Origin of the sequence: Polymorphobacter sp. PAMC 29334 (genome assembly GCF_019431245.1) — a bacterium.
GTDB lineage: Bacteria > Pseudomonadota > Alphaproteobacteria > Sphingomonadales > Sphingomonadaceae > Polymorphobacter_B > Polymorphobacter_B megasporae.
This window is the reverse complement of record NZ_CP080243.1, coordinates 3,147,867-3,166,803: the sequence shown is the minus strand read 5'-3', so window position 1 is coordinate 3,166,803 and position 18,937 is coordinate 3,147,867. Positions and strand designations below refer to the sequence as shown.

Genomic DNA, 18,937 nt, shown 5'->3' with positions numbered 1-18,937 from the left:
CCCTCAGGCTGGAAGTTCGGACATGCCGAACTTCCGGTTTGCATTTTGCGGCGAATAGTTCGGCAACGCCAGCGGTCCGATCGCCGCAAGCGTTGCAAACAACAGAATAATCTCGATACCGTACAAAAGTCCGTAGGCGCTCGCCGGGCCGGTCAGCGCGGTGCCGAGATCGCCGCGCATCGCCATGCCGGTGACAACGTCGCGGAAGATGCCGGCAAGCGCGATCGCGACTCCGGCGCACGATGCCTGCACCGCGCCCCATGCGCCGATCGCCAGCCCCGATTGACCATTTGTCGACAGCGCCATCGCTGCGGTCAGCGTCCCCACCGAGAACAGCCCGCCGCCGAGGCCGATGCCTGCGACGCCGATCGCGAGCAGCCAGGGCGACCCGAGCGGCCCCGACAAAGCGACCGCAGCGAACGCGATCAACCCCGGCACGACGCCGTAGCCCGCGAGGCGGCTCGGATCATACTGACGGCCGAGCAGCCGCGCGGCGATGCCCAGCCCGATCAAGGTGCCGAACGCCCACAGCGCGGTCAGCGCGGTCGTCTCGCCGACGGTCATGTGGAGGACTTCGCCGCCATAGGGTTCGAGCAAAACGTCCTGCATGTTGAACGCCGCCGCGCCGAGCCCGACCGCCACCAGTAGCCTGACGGTACGCGGCTGGGCGATGAAGTCGGCCCATGCCCCTGAAAACGCCTGCGCCTCGCCGACCGTGTCGACGCGGGTCGCGGCGGGGTTGCGTGCCTCCTGCTTCCACAGCGCGATCAGGTTGACCACCATCGTCAGCGCGCCCGCACCCTGGACGACCTTGACCAGCTTGAGCGCATCGAAGTGGTGGAGCAACGCGCCGATCACGAGGCCCGAGATCAACATGCCGATCAGCAGCATGACGTACATCAGCGCGACGACCCGCGGCCGCGAATGTGCGGGAGCGAGGTCGGTGGCGAGGGCGAGGCCGGCGGTCTGGACGGTGTGCATCCCCGCGCCGGTCATGAGGAAGGCGAGCGCCGCGCCGATCTCGCCGACCACCGGCGAACCGTGGGTGTCGCCCGACATGATCAGCAATGCGAACGGCATGATCGCGAAGCCGCCGAACTGGAGCAGCGTCCCGAACCAGATGTACGGCACGCGCTTCCAGCCGAGGATCGAGCGGTGGTTGTCGGACTTGTGGCCGATCAACGCGCGGAGCGGCGCGAAAACCAGCGGCAGCGACACCATCATCGCGACGAGCCACGACGGGACGTGGAGCTCGACGATCATCACGCGGTTCAAGGTGCCGACGAGCATCACTGCGGCCATGCCGACGGTGATTTGGAACAGCGACAGGCGGAACAGACGGGCGAGCGGGAGTTCTTCGGTCGCGGCGTCGGCGAACGGCAGGAACTGCGTCCCCATCCGCTGCCAGAACTTGCCCTTCGGTGCCGCGCCCTCGCCAAGCAGCGGCATCGGCGGAACGCCGGGGAAGGACGAATGCGCGGTCACGGGCGGACCAGCTCGAGCGCCTGGCTCTTGTAGAAGCCGCCCGAGATGCGCTCGCACCGCGGCTGGCCCCAGCCCGGCAGCGCGGCATCGAAGCGGCGGCTCAGGTCGTCGGCTCCGGCGGGGATAATCGCCGGCGCGCGATCCGAGCGCGGCAGCAGCTTGCCGACATTGTGCATGACCGTCAGCGCCGGGGTGCGCGGGGCGAAGGTGAATTCGACCGAGCGGTGCGTCCGGGCGGCGAGCGCGGCGACCGTCGCGACGATGTCGACGACCGGGTAGTGGATCAGCGAGTCCATCGCGACGACATGGTCGAAGCTGCCGAGCGCGGGGTCGAGCATGTCGCCGACGCGCCAGTCGATGCTGCCTTCGCCAAGATCGGCGGGTGCGCGGTCGCGGGCGATGCCGACGAGCTGCGCCGAAATGTCGATCGCGGTGACGCGCGCGCCGCGAAGCGCCGCCTCGACCGCGAGCGCGCCTGTGCCGCAACCCGCGTCGAGCAGCGTCAGCCCGGTCATGTCGCCCGGTAGCCAGTCGAGCAGCATCGTCCGCATCGCGTCGCGCCCGGCGCGGACGGTGGCGCGGATGCGGCTGACCGGGGCGTCGGTCGTCAGCGTCTTCCACGCGTCGAACGCGGTGCGGTCGAAATACGTTTCCAGGCGGCCGCGGTAACGGTCCCAGTTGGCGCTTGGAGCGGGGGTGGGGGCGAGGCTGGCCATGCTGTTCACTCGAATCCGAGGAACTCGAAGATGTCGCGGTCTTTCATCGGCATCGCGTCGAGCGGCTCGGTCCCGGCGTAGAGCGTTGCCGCAAGGCGCATATATTCGAGCTTCACCGCCTCGAGTTCGGGGGTCGAGTCCATCTCGAATACCGTGCACTTCTTGAGCCGCGAGCGGCGGATCGCATCGAGGTCGGGGAAATGCGCGAGCCGCTTGAGCCCGGTGGCGGCGTTGAAGCGGTCGATCTCGTCGGTCGCGGCGCTGCGGTTGGCGATGACGCCTGCCATGCGGACCTCGTAGTTCTTCGACTTCGCCTTGATCGCCGCGACGATGCGGTTCATCGCGAAGATGCTGTCGAAGTCGTTCGCGGCGACGACGACGGCGCGCTCGGCGTGCTGCAGCGGCGCGGCGAACCCGCCGCAGACGACATCGCCGAGGACGTCGAAGATGACGACGTCGGTGTCTTCGAGCAGGTGGTGCTGCTTGAGCAGCTTGACCGTCTGGCCGACGACATAGCCGCCGCAGCCGGTTCCCGCCGGCGGGCCGCCCGCCTCGATGCACATCACGCCGTTGAAGCCCTCGAAGCAATAATCCTCGGGGCGGAGTTCTTCCGAGTGGAAGTCGACGGTTTCGAGGATGTCGATAACCGTCGGCATCAGCTTCTTGGTCAGGGTGAAGGTACTGTCGTGCTTGGGGTCGCAGCCGATCTGGAGGACGCGCTTGCCCATCAGCGACAGCGCCGCCGACAGGTTCGAGCTCGTCGTCGACTTGCCGATCCCGCCCTTGCCGTACACCGCGAAGACCTTCGCCGCGCCGATCGTGTCGGCGGCATCAAGGTGAACCTGGACGCTGCCGTCGCCGTCTGCCCCGCGCATCGCCTTGAGCAGCGACGAGGAAACCGGGCGTTCGAGTTCGATGACTGCCATAATCTAATTCCTAAGCCGCGAGCGCGTGGGCTGGGGCGGCGGTGATGCCTTCGAGCCGGTCTTCGAGGTCGTCGCTCGCGGCACGCAGCGCGGCGAGGGTGGCCGCATCGGGCGACCAGAAATTGCGATCGTGGGCTTCGAGCAATCGGTTGGCGACGCGCATCGCCGCCTTCGGGTTGAGGGAGGCAAGCCGCTCGCGCATCGTGTCGTCGAGGACGTAGGTCTCGCTGATCCGCTGGTAGACCCACGGCGCGACGTCGCCGGTGGTCGCCGACCAGCCCATCGTGTTGGTGACATGGACCTCGATCTGGCGAACGCCTTCGAACCCCGACTTGAGCATGCCCTCGGTCCACAGCGGGTTGAGCATCCGGGTGCGGGTTTCGAGCGCGACCTGCTCGCCAAGCGTGCGAACCTTGCCCTCGCCCTGCGTCTGGTCGCCGATATAGACCGGGGCCGCCGACCCCTTGGCGCGCGCGATCGAGCGGCTGATCCCGCCGAGGCTGTCGACATACTGATCGACCGAGGTCACGCCGAGTTCGACCGAGTCGAGGTTTTGGTACGTCAGGTCGACCGTCGACAGGTTGCTGCTGAGCATCTTCGCCTGCCGCACCGGCGCACCGCTGCGGCCGTAGGCGAAGCCCTTGCGGGTCTCGTACGCGTCGGCGAGTTCGTTCTCGTCGTTCCACACCCCGGCGTCGATCATCAGATTGACGTTCGCGCCGTACGCGCCCTCGGCGTTTGAGAAGACGCGGAGCGCGGCGGTGTCGAGGTCGCAGCCGAGCTTCGCCTGGTGCGCGAGGCTGTGCTTGCGGATGAAGTTCATGTCCTCGGGCTCGTCGGCCATCGTTGCGAGATACGCCGCCTCGGCGATCATCCGCGTCTGCATCGGCAGCAGGTCGCGAAAGATGCCCGACAGCGTGACGACGACGTCGATCCGCGGGCGGCCGAGGTCGGCGAGCGGGGTCAGCTCGGCCCCGCACAGGCGGCCGTAGCCGTCGAAGCGCGGGCGCGCGCCCATCAGCGCCATGACCTGCGCGATCTGCTGGCCCTCGGTCTTGAGGTTGTCGGTGCCCCACAGGACCATCGCGATCGATTCGGGAGCCGCCGCGCCGTCGGCCATGTGGCGGTCGATCAGCCGCTGCGCCTGCTGCGCGCCGTCGCGGCAGGCGAAGGCGCTCGGGATGCGGAACGGGTCGAAGCCGTGGATATTGCGCCCGGTCGGCAGGACGGCGGGGGTCCGCAGGACGTCGCCGCCGGGGGCGGGCATGATGTATCGGCCGTCGAGCGCACGGACGATCGCGTCGAGTTCGGTGTCGACCGCAAGGAGCGCGTCGGTCGCGGCGAGGTCGGCGAACAACGTGTCGCCGACGGCATCGTCTGGGACGTGTCCGGCGACGAGGCTTTCGACCTGGTCGCGGTAGACGATGCGGCCCTTGGCGTCGGCGATCGCAAGGAGGAGGTCGACCCGCTCGGCGGTGGTGCAGCCGCGCCCGACGATGTGGAGGCCGTGCGGGATCAAGGTCTGTTCGAGCTCGTATATCCGTCCCGCGAGCGTGAGGACCGCTTCGCTCGCGTCACCCTCCCACGTCGGCTCGGCGGGGACGAGGTCGAGTCCGGCGGCCTGCTCCTGGATCAGCAACGCGAGCATTGCGCGCTCGTTGACCGCGTCGGGAGTCGTCGCGCGGAAGCGTTCGATCGAGGCGTTGAGGTCGAGCAAGCCCTTGTAAAGCCCCGACTGGGCGATGGGCGGGGTCATGTAGCTGATCAGTGTCGCGTTCGACCGGCGCTTGGCGATCGTGCCCTCGCTCGGGTTGTTCGAGGCGTAGAGATAGAAGTTCGGGAGGTCGCCGATCAGCCGGTCGGGCCAGCATTTCGCCGACAGCCCGGCCTGCTTGCCCGGCATGAATTCGAGCGCGCCGTGGGTGCCGAAGTGGAGCGCGGCATGGGCACCGAAGTCCTCGCGGATCCAGCGGTAGAAGGCGCTGAAGGCGTGCGTGGGCGAGAACGTGCCGTCGAACAGCAACCGCATCGGGTCGCCCTCGTAGCCGAACGGCGGCTGGATGCCGATAAAGACGTTGCCGAAAACGCCGCCGAGGACGTTGATGCCGTGGCCATCGGCGAGGCTGCGCCCCGGCGCTGGCCCCCATTGCGCTTCGATCTCGGCGAGATACGGCTCGCGGCGGACGTGGTCGTCGGTGGCGATGCGCGCGGCGACGTTGGCGTCGGCACCGTACCGCTCGGCGTTGCCGCGGAGGATCGTCTCGCGCAAAGCGTCGACGCTGGCGGGCAGGTCGACTGCGTAGCCCTCGGCCTTCATCCGCTCCAACGTGTTGTAGACGCTGTCGAACACCGACAAATACGCGGCAGTCCCGACTGCGCCGGCGTTCGGCGGGAAGTTGAAGATGACCAGCGCGACCTTGCGGTTGGCGCGCTCGGCGATGCGCAGGTCGATGAGCTTGTGAGCGCGGGCAGCGAGGGCTTCGGCGCGCTCGGGGCACGGCTGCATGACCCGCGTTCCCTCCGCAGCGGGAAACGAGCAGCCGCGCGCGCAGCCCGCGCACACGCTGCCCACGCCGTCCGAACGTCCGCCGAACACTGTCGGCACGGTTGCACCGTCGAGTTCCGGAATTGCGACCATCATCGTCGCTTCGAGCGGGAGCAAACCCTGGCTGCCCGCGCCCCACGCCTGGAGGGTCTGGAACTCGAGCGGGTGCGCCGCGAGGTATGGAATGTCGAGCTTGGCCAAGGCTTCGGCGGCGGCGGCGGAGTCGTTGTACGCGGGGCCGCCGACGAGGCTGAAGCCGCTGAGCGAGACCATCGTGTCGATCACCGGCTTGCCGTCGGCCATGAAGAACGCATCGATCGCCGGGCGCGCATCGAGGCCGCTCGAAAATGCGGGGATGACGCGCAGGCCGCGTGCTTCGAACGCTGCGATCACGCCGTCGTAATGGCCGGTGTCGCTGCCGAGGACGTACGACCGCAGGACGAGCAGCCCGACGGTGCCGGTGACCGGCACTGCGGGGAGCGGCAGGTCGGCGACGCGCTCCGACATGCGGGCCGCCATGCGCGGGTGATAGACGCCGAGCTCAGGATAATCGGCGGGTGCGGCGGCGGTCATCGTGCCGCGAAGCGCGCGGCGCGGGCCGTCGGCGTAGCGGTCGACGAGGTTCTTGACGAGGTTGGTGAAATTCTCGTCCGATCCCGCCAGCCAATATTGCAGCGTCAGGAAATAGGCGCGGACGTCCTGCGCGGTGCCGGGGATGAAGCGGAGGATCTTCGGCAGGCGCTTGAGCATCGCCATCTGCCCCGACCCCGAACTCGACGTGCCGGGCTTCGACGAGCCGCGCAGCTTCTTGAGCAGCGCCAGCGGGCCCTTGGCGGGCTTGTCCATCCGGTATGCGCCGAGGCGGGTCAGCTTGACGACGGCGGCGTCGCTCATCACCCCGACCATCGCGTCGCACGCATCGCGGCGCGCTTCGAGGGCGGGCATCACTGCCTTGATATGGTCGTCGAGGAACAACATTGAGGCGATGACGATATCGCCGCGGCCGATGTCGTCGCAGCACTGGGCGAGGCTCGCGGGCGAGCTTTCCCAGTCGGCGGCGGCGTGGAATTGGAGGCTCAGTCCGGGATGTTCGCGGCGCAGAGCGGCCTCGGCGCGGCCGGCGGCTCCCGACAGGTGATTGTCGAGCGTGACGATGACGACGCGAACCGGGGTCGCCCCCGACGCGTCGATCGCTGTGTCAGCGAGCGAAGTGCGACTTGGCATCATACAGCGTCTCGATGTTGATGGCGGCGAGCCCGCGCTCGCTGGCGAAGCGCTCGGTATTGCGGCGCGCCTTGCCGCGAACGAAGAACGGGATCTTGGCGAGTTCCTTTTGGGCGTCCGCAGTCCATTCGATGTCGTTTGCTGCGACCGTCGCCGGGGTCGCGGGATCGGCAACCAACTCGGGCGTCGCGACCGGCGCAGCGGCACCGTGGCCGCCGAGGTGCGAGGCCCCGGCGGCGTCGTTGAATTCGAAATCGTCGCGGAACATCACCAGCAGATGCTCCTCGAGCCCCATCACCAGCGGGTGGACCCACGTGTCGAACAGCACGTTCGCGCCTTCGAAGCCCATCACCGGCGAATAGCGCGCGGGGAAATCCTGGACGTGGACCGGGGCGGAGATCACCGCGCACGGGATGCGCAGGCGCTTGGCGATGTGGCGCTCCATCTGCGTGCCGAGGACGAGTTCGGGGTGGAGGGCGGCGATCGCTTCCTCGACCTCGAGATAGTCGTCGGTGATCAGCGGCTCGATGTTGTATTTCTTCGCGGCGACCCGGATATCGCGGGCGAACTCGCGGTTGTAGCAGCCGAGCCCGACGACCTCGAAACCCATCTCTTCAGCCGCGACGCGCGCGGCGGCGATCGCGTGGGTCGCGTCGCCGAAGATGAAGACGCGCTTGGCGGTGAGGTATGTCGAGTCGACCGAGCGCGAGTACCACGGCAGCCGCGATGGGTTGGCAGCGATGAACGCCTCGGGGTCGATCCCGGCGACGCTCGCGACTTCGCGCACGAAGTCGATCGTCGCGCCATAGCCGATCGGGACGGTCCGGACGATCGGCTGCTTGAAGGTCTTTTCGAGCCAGCGCGCGGCGGTGTCGCCGGTCTCCGGGTAGAGCAGGATGTTGAAATCAGCCGCGCCGAGGCGCTTGAGGTCGGCGGGCGATGCCCCCATCGGCGCGGTGACGTTGACGTCGATCCCCATGCTGCCGAGCAGCTTGGTGATTTCGACGATATCGTCGCGGTGGCGGAAGCCGAGCGCGGTCGGCCCGAGCAGGTTCGCGAGGGGGCGACGCCCCGCCATCGGGGTGCGCTCGATCGACGTGTCGGCGAGGGTGCGGACGAGCGCGTAGAAGGTCTCCGCCGCGCCCCAATTTTCCTTGCGCTGGTACGACGGCAATTCGAGATTGATCACCGGGATCGGCAGGTCGAGCGCCTTCGCCAGTCCCGCCGGATCGTCCTGGATCAGCTCGGCGGTGCACGACGCGCCGACGAGCAACGCCTGCGGCTCGAACCGCTCATACGCATCGCGGATCGCCGACTGGAGCAGCTCGGCGGTGTCCTTGCCGAGGTCGCGCGCCTGGAACGTCGTGTACGTCACCGGCGGACGCGCGTCGCGGCGCTCGATCATCGTGAACAGCAGGTCGGCATAGGTGTCGCCCTGCGGCGCATGGAGGACATAATGCACCCCCGTCATGCCGGTGGCGACGCGCATCGCCCCGACGTGCGGCGGTCCTTCATAGGTCCAGACGGTGAGCTGCATGACTACACCGCCAGCCGGTCGCGGCGGTTGAGCGGCCGCGCGAAGAGTTCGGCGAGGTCGCCCGCCTGGTCGAAGCCGTGGACCGGTGAGAAGACGAGCTCGATCGACCATTTGGTCGTGACGCCCATCTTTTCGAGCGGGTTGGCGAGACCGAGGCCGCAGACCGCGATGTCGGGGGCGGCCGCGCGGCAACGGTCGAGCTGGCGGTCGACGTCCTGCCCTTCGCTGAGCTGGGTGCCAGCGGGCAAAGCGGCGAGTTCGTGAACCAGATGCGCGCGGTGGAGGTACGGCGTGCCGACCTCGACCGGGATCATGCCGAGTTCGTTCGACAGGAAGCGCGCCAGCGGCACTTCGAGCTGCGAGTCGGGGAAGAAGAAGATGCTGCGTCCGCCGAGTTGCGCGCGGTGGCGCTCGATCGCGCGCTTGGCACGCTCGCGTCCCGGTGCGACGACGCGGTTGAAGTGCATCTCATCGATGCCGAACGCGACCGCCGCCGCACGCAGCCATGCCGTCGTGCCTTCGGCGCCGAACGGGAACAGTGCCGGCAGGTGCGATGCGCCGCGATCTTCGAGCGCGCGCGCGGTGTCGCCGAGGAACGGCTGGGCGAGAAGGAACACCGTGTTCGGCCCGACCGGCGCGAGGTCGGCGGCACGGCGCGGGGGCAGGGTGAAGACGTGGGGAATGCCGAGTTCGCTTAGCAGGCGGCGGAACTGGTCCTCGACGACATCGGGCAGCGCGCCGACGATCATCAGCGACCGCGCCGCTCCCGGGGCGGTGTCGGGCATCGACGGGACGAGCGCTGCGAGGCAGGCGTCCTCGCCCTGGGTGAAGGTCGTCTCGATGCCGCTGCCCGAGTAGTTTAGGATGCGGACATCGGGGGCGTGCTTGCTTTCAAGGCGGCTCGCCGCGCGCGACAGGTCGAGCTTGATGACCTCCGACGGGCACGATCCGACGAGGAACAGCAGCTTGATCTCGGGGCGGCGGGCGAGGAGGCGATCGACGACTCGGTCGAGTTCTTCATTGGCGTCGGCGAGGCCCGCAAGATCGCGTTCCTCGATGATCGCGGTGGCAAAACGGGGTTCGGCGAAGACCATGACTCCTGCGGCGGATTGCAGCAGGTGGGCGCAGGTCCGGCTGCCGACGACGAGGAAAAAGGCGTCCTGGATCTTGCGATGAAGCCAGATGATGCCGGTCAGGCCGCAGAAAACCTCGCGCTGGCCGCGCTCGCGGAGGACCGGCGGATTTGTACGGTCGAGGATTTCGACACTCATGCGGCGGCCATTCCGGCGGTCGCATCGGCCGCCTGCGCCGCTGCTCCGAGCCGTGCCGCGCGCAGTTTGAGGATGAACTGTCCGGCGTTGATGACGTACGTCGCATACGCCGCGAGCGCGAGAATGAGCCGCGCGCGGTCGGTGCCGATGTCGAGCAGCAGCGCCGCGACATACGCGGTGTGCAGCGCGATCACGAGCATGCTGAAAACGTCTTCCCAGTAAAATGCCGGAGCGAACAGGTAGCGCCCGAACACGACCTTCTCCCAGATCGCGCCGGTGACCATGATCGTGTAAAGCGCAATGGTCTTGGCGATGACCGATCCGGTCGCCAGCCCGAGCCCCTCGCCGGTCGCGAGATAGCGAACCACGAGAGCGAGGCTAACCGCGAAAATCAGAAACTGGATAGGGGCGAGAATGCCCTGGACGAGGGTCCAGACCGACGCGTCGCGGCGCTCGCGTTCAGCGGGAGTGTACAGCATAGTACCTCCGCCTCGGCGTCCGTTCAGCTTGCCGTCACCCGACTGCATTCTTGTCGCCTAACCCGTCACTGCGATGCCGAAAGTTACGTCGCGAACGGGATGACTGTCAACACGGCTTTACGTCCAAAAAATTTGACACTACGGTGTGGGGATAGCACTCATGAAGCGTTGCAAAATGCCCAAGCTTTTTATAGCGTCGACAATATTGGGAGAAAGCGGTCGTTCAGACCGCTGTCCAATGGCGGCGACAGGGAATCGTTGTGATGGCCTCGATGCATCAGTACGAACAGCATCGCGGGCCCGACCCGCGCCGATCGCCAGAGGCGTCGCCGTTGCGAATGGCGCGGCTGATCGAGGGCGAGATTATACCGCGGCTGCTGATGGCGCATCGCGGCGATCAGGCCGAGCCGATTCAGCCGCAAGCACGGTTCACCATGGTCGAGCCGACCGAGCTGGCGCACATGACGCTGCGGCTCGAAGTGTTCAGCCTGTTGGCGCACATCGACGGCTATTTGAACAACGGCGTGGCGATCGAGTCGATCTACCTCGACCTGCTGGCCCCGACGGCGCGAGTGCTGGGCGATTTTTGGGACAACGACGTTTGCGACTTCGTCGATGTGACGATGGGGTTGTGGCGTCTTCAGCAGGTGGTGCACGAGCTTGGCAGCCGGGCACCGTGTCCGAGCGTGCGGACGCGTGCCGACCGGCGGGTGCTGTTTACCGTGCCGCCGGGCGACCAGCACAGCTTTGGGCTGGTGATGATCGAGGACTTTTTTCGCCGCGCGGGATGGCGGACGTGGAGCGCGCCGGACGCTGGTCTGCCCGAACTTTGCGCGATTGCCGGACGCCAGTGGTTCGAGCTGATCGGGCTGACGGTGAGCAATGTCGACAATCTGATGCAACTGCCCGCGATGTTCCGCGATCTGCGCCGCGCATCGCAGAATCCCGCCGTCGGGATCATGGTCGGGGGCAAGATCTTCAGCGACAATCCCGAGCTGGCGGAACGCGCCGGGGCGGATGCAACGGCGGCCGACGGGGCTTTGGCCCTGCTCGCAGCGGAGCGGCTCGTTGACCGTCTCGCTCATCGCGGCGGCGCCCCCGCCTGAACCGCGGATCGATTTCGCGACTCCCGAGGCGACGCTTGGCAGTTTCGATCCCGACCTCGCTGCCCGGCTGACCACCGTCTCGGCGGACATCGCGCTCGTGATCGACGCGGCGGGGGTCATCCGCGATTATGCGATCGGCGACCCGGGCCTTGCTCGCGCCGATCTCGTCCCGCTCGTCGGTCGGCGCTGGGTCGACACCGTTGGTGCCGACAGCCAGTTCAAGGTCGCCGACATGCTTCGCGAAACCCCGCCGCAGGGGGTCGGGCGCTGGCGCATCGTCAACCAGCTTTCGGTCAGCGGCGACGCCGTGGTGACGCTGCGCTTCATGACGGTTGGCGCGGGCGAGGATGGCAAGATCATCGCGATCGGCCGCGACCTGCGCTCGACCGCGGCGATGCAGCAGCGGCTGCTCCAGGCGCAGCAGTCGATGGAGCGCGACTACATGCGGCTCCGCGCCGCCGAGTCGCGCTACCGCCTGTTGTTCGACCTATCGAGCGAGGCGGTGCTGATCGTCGATGCGACGACGAGCCGCTTTGTCGAGGTCAATCCGGCGGCAAAGCGCCTGATCGGCAACGACGCCGCGACCGGAGCCAACGCCGCTTTCGCCGGGGTGTTCGACCCCGCGAGCCGCGACCGGGCGGGTGCGCTGATCGCTGCGGCGATGAATGCGGCAACAGTCGACCCGGTTGACGTCCGGCTCGCCGGCGGGCGCGAATGTCTGATGTCCGCGACGCTCTATCGCCAGGACAAAGCGACCTACGTCCTCGTCCGCCTCGCGCTCGCCGCGGGGGCCAGCGAAGTTGTCTCCGACGGGCGGCAGATGCTGATCGACGTCCTCGAGCGGCTGCCCGACGCGTTTGTTGTTACCGACGAGTCGCTTAACATCCTCGCCGAGAATGGTGCGTTTCTCGATCTCGCCCAGCTTGCCCGCCGCGAACATGCGCGCGGCCAGTCGCTCGCGCGTTTCCTCGGGCGCCCGGGGATCGACGTCGACCTGCTCATTGCGCATCTCCGCGAGCACGGTTCGGTGCGCAACTTCGCGACGGTGTTCCGCAGCCAGTTCGATACCGTCGACGAGGTTGAGGTCTCGGCGGTCGCGGTGCGTGACGGCGAGCAGCCGTGCTTCGGCTTCACGATCCGCACCGTCGGGCGGCGGCTGCGCGACGATCCGGCGGTCGGTCGCGATCTGCCGCGCTCGGTCGAACAACTCACCGAACTCGTCGGGCGGGTGTCGTTGAAGGAGATTGTCCGCGAATCGACCGACCTGATCGAGCGGCTGTGTATCGAGGCCGCGCTTGCCTACACCGGCGACAACCGCGCCTCGGCGGCCGAAGTTCTCGGGCTGAGCCGCCAGAGCCTGTATTCGAAGCTCCATCGCCACGGCCTCGGCAATCTCAGCGGTGAGGAGCCGTGAGCCCGACGGCGGCCCTGACCCGGACGGCACCCGCCCCGGCGGCGATCCTCGAGCTCGCCAAGCCGGTGACGTGGTTCCCGCCGATGTGGGCATTCATGTGCGGCGTCGTGTCGTCGGGCGTCGCGCTCGGCAGCCGCTGGCCGTTCCTGATCGCCGGGCTGCTCCTGACCGGGCCATTGGTTTGCGGCACCAGCCAGGCGGTCAACGACTGGTTCGATCGCCACGTCGACGCGATCAACGAGCCGAACCGACCGATCCCGTCGGGGCGCATTCCCGGGCGCTGGGCGCTGTGGCTGGCGATCGGCGGAACGCTGGTCTCGGCGATCGTCGCGGCGCTGACCGGACCGTGGGTGTTCGTCGCCACGCTCGTCGGGCTCGCCTCGGGCTGGGCGTATAGCGCGCCGCCGTTCCGCCTCAAGACGAGCGGCATCTGGGGCCCGGCGGTCTGCGCGCTGAGCTACGAAGGGCTGACGTGGTTCACCGGCGCGAGCGTGATGGCGGGCGGGCTGCCCGACACGCGCATCCTGTGGCTGCTCGGCCTGTACAGCCTCGGCGCGCACGGCATCATGACGCTCAACGACTTCAAGGCGGTCGAGGGTGACCGTGTCATGGGCATCCGCTCGCTGCCCGTCGTCCTCGGCACCGACCGCGCGGCGCGGGTTGCGTGCATCGTCATGGCGGTGCCGCAGGTCATCGTCGTCGGGCTGTTGTTTCACTGGCAGCTCTACTGGCACGCCGCCGGGGTCGGCGCGCTCGTTCTCGGGCAGCTCGGGCTGATGGTCCGGCTGCTCGGCGACCCGCTCGCGCGGACGCCGTGGTATAATGCCACCGGTACATCGCTCTACGTCTTCGGCATGCTCGGCTCGGCGTTCGGGGTCGGCGAGATGATCAGGGCAGGGTTGTGACCGGACTTGGCTGGCCCTCGATTATCCGCCTCGGGCTCGTCCAGAGCGCGATCGGCGCGATCGTCGTGCTGATGACCTCGACACTCAACCGGATCATGGTCGTAGAATACGGTCTCGCCGCGACGGTCCCTGCGGGCTTCGTCGCATGGCATTATGCGGTGCAGCTGTCGCGCGCGCGCTGGGGGCATGGCTCGGACGGTGGATCGCGGCGGACGCCGTGGATCGCCGGCGGCATGGCGGTGCTGGCGGTTGGTGCCTTGCTCGCGACGGTGGCGACGACGCGGCTCGCCGGATCGCCCGCTTTCGGCGTCGCCCTTGCGGTTGTCGCCTTCGCGCTGATCGGCGTCGGGGTCGGCGCAGCGGGAACGTCGCTCCTCGCGCTGCTCGCAAGCCGGGTCGCGCCGGCACGTCGCGCAGCGGCGGCGGCCATCACGTGGATCATGATGATCGTCGGCTTCATCGTCACCACTGCGATCGCCGGCAAGCTGCTCGACCCGTTCTCGCCCGACCGCCTTCTCGCCGTCGTCACCGGCGTCGTCGTCATCGCGTTCATCGTCTCGCTGGTCGGTATCGTCGGCATCGAACGGCGCGATGCGATGCCCACCAGCACGCGCCCTGCGATCCCGTTCGCCGTCGCGCTCGCCGAGATTTGGTCTGACCCGCAGGCACGGCGCTTCACCGCTTTCGTCGCGGTGTCGATGCTCGCGTACAGCGCGCAAGAGCTCATCCTCGAGCCGTTCGCCGGGCTGTTGTTCGGCTTCACCCCGGGCGAGTCGACAAGCCTCGCTGCGCTCCAGCACGGCGGCGCGCTCGTCGGCATGATCGCCGCCGGAGTCGCGGGCAACGCGTTTTCAGGGCGCGCAGGCTGGATGCGCGGCTGGACGATCGCCGGGTGCATCGGCTCGGCGGCGGCGCTCGGCGTCCTCGCCTTCGCCGCGACCGCCGGGCCAGCCTTCCCGCTCCGCCCGACCGTTTTCGTCCTCGGCCTCGCCAACGGCGTCTTCGCGGTTGCCGCAATCGGCTCGATGATGGGCCTCGCGGGCGGCGGCGGAGCGGGACGCGAGGGCGTGCGGATGGGTGTCTGGGGCGCGGCGCAGGCGATCGCCTTTGCGGTCGGCGGTTTCGTCGGCGCAGCAGGCATCGACGTCGGCCGACGCCTGTTCGGCTCGACCCCCGATGCCTTCGTCGCGGTCTTCGCCGCCGAAGCCGCAGTTTTCCTGATTGCCGCCGTCCTTGCCGCGCGGATCGATACGCAAGTCTCGGTGCGGTCGCCGCGCCTCAACCCCTCGTTCGCCAAAGGATAGATCATGCTGGACACCGATATCGTCGATGTCGTCGTCGTTGGCGGCGGGCCCTCGGGAGCCACCGCTGCCGCCGATCTCGCCCGCGCCGGTCGATCGGTCGTGTTGCTCGACCGCGCCGGGCGGATCAAGCCGTGCGGCGGCGCGATTCCGCCGCGGCTGATGAAGGATTTCGCAGTCCCTGAGTCGGTCCTCGTCGGCCATGCCAAGGCGGCGCGGATGATCGCCCCGTCGGACCGCGCGGTCGATATGCCGATCGAGGGCGGCTTCGTCGGGATGGTCGATCGCGGCGACTTCGACGAGTGGCTGCGCGAGCGCGCCGCCGCCGCCGGGGCAACCCGCCGGACCGGCACCTATGAGGCGATCGAGACCGATCCCGACGGCACCACCGTCGTCGTCTTCCGTCCCAAGGGCGCGGCGAAGCACGACGCGCTCCAGCGGCTGCGGACCCGGTCGGTGATCGGTGCAGATGGCGCGCGCTCGGGCGTCGCCCGCGACACGCTCAAGGGCGCCGAGCGCATCCCGTGCGTCTTCGCCTATCACGAGATGATCGCGACCCCGGTCGACAGCGCCTTCGACCGCGAGCGCTGCGACATCTATTACCAGGGCAAGCTGTCACCCGATTTCTACGCATGGATATTTCCTCACGGCGATACGACGAGCGTCGGCGTCGGCAGCGCAAACAAGGGCTTCTCGCTCAAGGACGCGGTCGCGACGTTGCGAGCCGATACCGGGCTCGACACCTGCGAGACGATCCGCCGGGAAGGCGCGCCGATTCCGCTCAAGCCGCTCAAGAAATGGGATAACGGCCGCAACATCGTCGTCGCCGGTGACGCCGCGGGGGTCGTCGCCCCGGCGTCGGGGGAGGGCATTTATTACGCGATGACCGCCGGGCGCTATGCCGCCGAGTCGGTCGATGCCTTCCTCGAGACCGGCAACCCGAAGGCGCTCGCGGGCGCACGCAAGAAGTTCATGAAGGCGCACGGCCGGGTTTTCTGGATCCTCGGGATGATGCAGTATTTCTGGTATTCGAGCGACAAGCGCCGCGAGCGCTTCGTCAAGATTTGCGACGATGCCGATGTTCAGCGGCTGACATGGCAGGCGTATATGAACAAGGAGCTTGTCCGCGCCGACCCGATGGCGCATGCGCGGATATTCTTCAAGGATCTCGGTCACCTGTTCGGCATCGGCACGACGGCGGCATGAGTCGGGACGGGGCCTGAGACCGTGAGCCGGGCGCGACCGTTGCTCAAGCCGATCGCTGTCGGCATCGGCGCGGCGTTTGCGGTCGCGGCAGTCGGCTCGACGATTACCGATCTCGGCCCGTGGTATCGTAGCCTGCGCCAGCCGGAGTGGGCGCCCCCCGACTGGGCGTTTCCGGTCGGCTGGACGACGGTTTACGTCTTCACCGTCGCCGCCGGGGTCACGGCATGGCGCGCGGCGATCGGTGACCGCGAACGAACGCGGGTCGTCGGCTTGTTTGCGTTCAACGTCTTTCTCAACGTCCTGTGGAGCCTGATCTTTTTCCGGCTCCACCGCCCCGACTGGGCATTCATCGAGGTCGGCGTCTTCTGGTTGTCGATCATGCTATTGATCATCGTCGCCGCCGAGCGATCGTTGACCGCTAAATTCCTGCTGCTGCCGTATCTCGGTTGGGTCAGCTTCGCGAGCCTGCTCAACCTCGCGGTGGTGCGGCTCAACCCGCCATTCGCATGAGTTCATTGTTCGCGACCGGCCATGCGGTCGACATCGTGCTCGCGGTGATGCTGGTCGAAATGATCATCCTGATCAAGCGGCGAGGGCACGCCGCGACGATCATCTTGGCGTTCCTGCCCGGGGCGCTGATCCTGCTCGCGGTGCGCGCGGCGCTGACGGGAGCGGGCTGGCAGTGGGTCGCGCTGGCGCTCGCCGCGTCGTTTCCCGCACATCTTGCCGATCTGCGCCGGCGCGGGTTGTAACCCGCGCCGGCCGAAGATCTTACGAGGTCGGCTTCGACTTCAGGTAAGCGATGACGTCGGCGCGCTTCTGCGCATCCTTGAGGCCCGGATAGGTCATCTTGGTGCCCGGGACATACTTCTGCGGCGCAAGCAGATATTGATACAGCACCGGCTCGGTCCAGACGATGTGGCTGTTCTTATTCGCGGCCGAATAAGTGTAGCCCGGAACCGAGCCCGAGGTCCGTCCGACGACGCCGTACAGCGACGGCCCGATCCGGTTCTGCCCCGGCGTGATGACGTGGCAGGTCTTGCACACAGTGAAGACAGCCTTGCCTGCAGTCGCGTCACCCTTGAGCGACGCATAGGCAGGGGTGCCGGGCGGCAACGGCGGCGGCGCGGCAACAGCGGCAGTTCCCACCATCGCGGCGGCAACTGCGGCGACTTTCAAAATCTTGGTCATTATCTCTCCCACGAACGACTTCCCCAGCACAGCGGCAACATACACGTATCGTTTCGGGCATCAACGGCGCGAAGCGACCATGCGGCATGACGCCGTAAACGATCTACGCTCCGGCGGCTTGCGTGTTCCTGAATGACGGTAGTCTGTGAAGCCGAACAATATTATCTTTGCGCGTTCAGCGGCTAAAATACTCGAGCGGGACGGCGTTCGCCATCGCCCGATAGCCGATCGCCGACGGATGCAGGTGATCGCCCGAATCGTATTGCGCGAGCATCCGGTCGGGGTGCGCGGGGTCGCGGGCAACGCGGTCGAAGTCGATGACGGCATCGAAATGGCCGGGCGTTCGGATCCACCGATTGACGGCCGCGCGGTCGGCCTCGGTTTCCGGACCGGGGTGATAATAGTCCGATCCAACGAACGGCAGGATGGTGGCGCCGATCATTCGGATGCCGTGCGCGTGCGCGCGCTCGATCATTTGGGCGTAGGCGTCGATCAGACGGGCAACCAACGTGGCGTGAGCCTCGGCAGAAATCGCATGCTCCCGCGTCGCGCCGCCGATGTCGTTGATGCCCTCGAGCATGATGACGAACCGGACCCCGGCCTGCGCCAGCACATCGCAATCGAAACGGGCCAGTGCGTTGGGGCCAAGGCCGTCGGTCAGAAGATGGTTGCCGCCGATCCCGCCGTTGACGACTCCGGTTTGCCGGCCAGCGGCACTCGCCTGCAAGCGGGCGGCGAGGACATCCGGCCAGCGATCGTCGCCGTCGGTCGTTGCGCCGTGGCCGTCGGTGATCGAATCGCCGAAGGCGACGATCGTGGAGGATTTTGCTGGCGCGGCAACGTCGACGCCCGCGATCTGATACCAGTGTTCGACCGGCTTGGCGCCGGCGAGCTCGGAGTCGTCCGAGCGCGTACCATGGGCGATGTACGAGGTGGCGCGCGACCCCGGGTGTCCCGTCTGCACCGTCGGCGCTGCGTCGAGGTGCAGGCTGATCGCCAGCCGCGCTAGCGCAGGCGTGCTCATGTCGATCGGATCCGACCAATAATCGGCTCCCGCCGGTATCATGACCGACGATTTGCCGCCGAACAGAGCCGGCTTTTGCGATGATGAGATGATCGCCGACCCCTTGCCGGCGAGGGCGACTCGGACCGTATCGATCATCAGCGGCTGCGTACCGAAGGCGTTCGACAGGCGAACCCTCAGGCGCGGCCCGCCGACAGATAGCCGGATTGTCTGCCGCAGGGTGACGTCGGTCGCGTCCTCGCTGGGCAGCGCGTTCGCCGGTTCAACCGCGAGCTGAGACGCCGCCCAGGACGCGCTCCACTCGGACCGTGCGACGTCCGCCGGCGCCGCCAGCGCGGGGGTCGACAGAAGGATGCTCGCGAGGAGCCAGGTGACTTTCATCGGGTAAACATGCGCCCGCGTTTCCTTTGATTCCAGCGATGAATGGCGTGTCGTGCGCGGGCAGTGATCTTCGCCCCGTCGGCGGAACAGCTCGAAGTCATCGACATCCTCCGGCGCAACCCGACAGGCAAAATCCTCAAGCGCGTGCTGGCGCTGCAGATCGCGGCCGCGGATGGCGTGGAGCCGCCCGTCGGCGCCCCCTGAACGGGACGTCTATGCGATCACG

General features: G+C 67.7%; 17 protein-coding genes. 8 read left to right on the top strand and 9 right to left on the bottom strand.

The window, feature by feature from the left end; genetic code table 11:
* Window positions 1-3: 3 nt before the first annotated feature.
* The 7 genes from KZX46_RS18640 to bchF form a co-directional block, all read right to left on the bottom strand.
* Entirely contained in the window at window positions 4-1,485 is a 1,482-nt protein-coding gene (locus tag KZX46_RS18640; protein ID WP_304610424.1) for a BCD family MFS transporter, read from the bottom strand.
* Entirely contained in the window at window positions 1,482-2,201 is a 720-nt protein-coding gene (gene bchM / locus KZX46_RS18635; protein ID WP_219775219.1) for a magnesium protoporphyrin IX methyltransferase, read from the bottom strand. The genes KZX46_RS18640 and bchM overlap by 4 nt, the downstream gene beginning before the upstream one ends.
* A 5-nt stretch (window positions 2,202-2,206) precedes the next feature.
* A complete protein-coding gene (gene bchL, locus KZX46_RS18630; RefSeq protein WP_219777093.1) occupies window positions 2,207-3,076 on the bottom strand; it encodes a ferredoxin:protochlorophyllide reductase (ATP-dependent) iron-sulfur ATP-binding protein in 870 nt (289 codons plus the stop codon).
* Between the two features lie 61 nt (window positions 3,077-3,137).
* Window positions 3,138-6,899: a magnesium chelatase subunit H gene (locus tag KZX46_RS18625; RefSeq protein ID WP_370647488.1), complete on the bottom strand. Its 3,762-nt coding sequence runs from the start codon at window positions 6,897-6,899 to the stop codon at window positions 3,138-3,140.
* Window positions 6,871-8,433, bottom strand: a complete 1,563-nt coding sequence (bchB, locus tag KZX46_RS18620) for a ferredoxin:protochlorophyllide reductase (ATP-dependent) subunit B (protein ID WP_219775218.1) — start codon at window positions 8,431-8,433, stop codon at window positions 6,871-6,873. Before bchB ends, KZX46_RS18625 begins: the two co-directional genes overlap by 29 nt.
* 2 nt (window positions 8,434-8,435) lie before the next feature.
* Window positions 8,436-9,704 (bottom strand): ferredoxin:protochlorophyllide reductase (ATP-dependent) subunit N, encoded by a 1,269-nt coding sequence (locus KZX46_RS18615; protein ID WP_219775217.1) that lies wholly within the window; start codon window positions 9,702-9,704, stop codon window positions 8,436-8,438.
* A complete protein-coding gene (gene bchF, locus KZX46_RS18610; RefSeq protein WP_226896054.1) occupies window positions 9,701-10,183 on the bottom strand; it encodes a 2-vinyl bacteriochlorophyllide hydratase in 483 nt (160 codons plus the stop codon). Before bchF ends, KZX46_RS18615 begins: the two co-directional genes overlap by 4 nt.
* A gap of 263 nt (window positions 10,184-10,446) precedes the next feature.
* Between bchF and KZX46_RS18605 the strand changes: the two genes are divergently transcribed.
* From KZX46_RS18605 to KZX46_RS18575, 7 genes are read left to right on the top strand one after another with little or no spacing between them, the layout of a single operon-like run.
* On the top strand, window positions 10,447-11,289 hold the full coding sequence (locus tag KZX46_RS18605; RefSeq protein ID WP_216709309.1) for a B12-binding domain-containing protein: 843 nt from the start codon (window positions 10,447-10,449) through the stop codon (window positions 11,287-11,289).
* Window positions 11,252-12,703: a transcriptional regulator PpsR gene (gene ppsR, locus KZX46_RS18600; RefSeq protein WP_219775215.1), complete on the top strand. Its 1,452-nt coding sequence runs from the start codon at window positions 11,252-11,254 to the stop codon at window positions 12,701-12,703. Before KZX46_RS18605 ends, ppsR begins: the two co-directional genes overlap by 38 nt.
* The gene (gene chlG, locus KZX46_RS18595; protein ID WP_219775214.1) at window positions 12,700-13,608 is read left to right on the top strand and encodes a chlorophyll synthase ChlG; all 909 of its coding nucleotides are present in this window, start codon (window positions 12,700-12,702) and stop codon (window positions 13,606-13,608) included. Before ppsR ends, chlG begins: the two co-directional genes overlap by 4 nt.
* The gene (locus tag KZX46_RS18590) at window positions 13,605-14,912 is read left to right on the top strand and encodes a BCD family MFS transporter (protein WP_226896053.1); all 1,308 of its coding nucleotides are present in this window, start codon (window positions 13,605-13,607) and stop codon (window positions 14,910-14,912) included. The genes chlG and KZX46_RS18590 overlap by 4 nt, the downstream gene beginning before the upstream one ends.
* A gap of 3 nt (window positions 14,913-14,915) precedes the next feature.
* On the top strand, window positions 14,916-16,115 hold the full coding sequence (locus KZX46_RS18585) for a geranylgeranyl diphosphate reductase (protein ID WP_216709312.1): 1,200 nt from the start codon (window positions 14,916-14,918) through the stop codon (window positions 16,113-16,115).
* Between the two features lie 21 nt (window positions 16,116-16,136).
* Window positions 16,137-16,625, top strand: a complete 489-nt coding sequence (locus KZX46_RS18580) for a TspO/MBR family protein (protein ID WP_226896052.1) — start codon at window positions 16,137-16,139, stop codon at window positions 16,623-16,625.
* Window positions 16,622-16,867 carry a hypothetical protein gene (locus KZX46_RS18575; RefSeq protein ID WP_226896051.1) on the top strand — a complete coding sequence of 82 codons (246 nt, stop codon included), beginning with the start codon at window positions 16,622-16,624 and terminating at the stop codon, window positions 16,865-16,867. Before KZX46_RS18580 ends, KZX46_RS18575 begins: the two co-directional genes overlap by 4 nt.
* Window positions 16,868-16,886: 19 nt before the next feature.
* On the opposite strand, the gene KZX46_RS18570 is transcribed toward KZX46_RS18575, so the two are convergent.
* Window positions 16,887-17,306 (bottom strand): cytochrome c family protein, encoded by a 420-nt coding sequence (locus tag KZX46_RS18570; RefSeq protein WP_216709313.1) that lies wholly within the window; start codon window positions 17,304-17,306, stop codon window positions 16,887-16,889.
* Between the two features lie 175 nt (window positions 17,307-17,481).
* Window positions 17,482-18,711: an SGNH/GDSL hydrolase family protein gene (locus tag KZX46_RS18565; protein ID WP_219775213.1), complete on the bottom strand. Its 1,230-nt coding sequence runs from the start codon at window positions 18,709-18,711 to the stop codon at window positions 17,482-17,484.
* 63 nt (window positions 18,712-18,774) lie between these two features.
* On the opposite strand from KZX46_RS18565, the gene KZX46_RS18560 reads away from it, so the two are divergent.
* A complete protein-coding gene (locus tag KZX46_RS18560; protein WP_219775212.1) occupies window positions 18,775-18,915 on the top strand; it encodes a hypothetical protein in 141 nt (46 codons plus the stop codon).
* Window positions 18,916-18,937 lie beyond the last annotated feature (22 nt).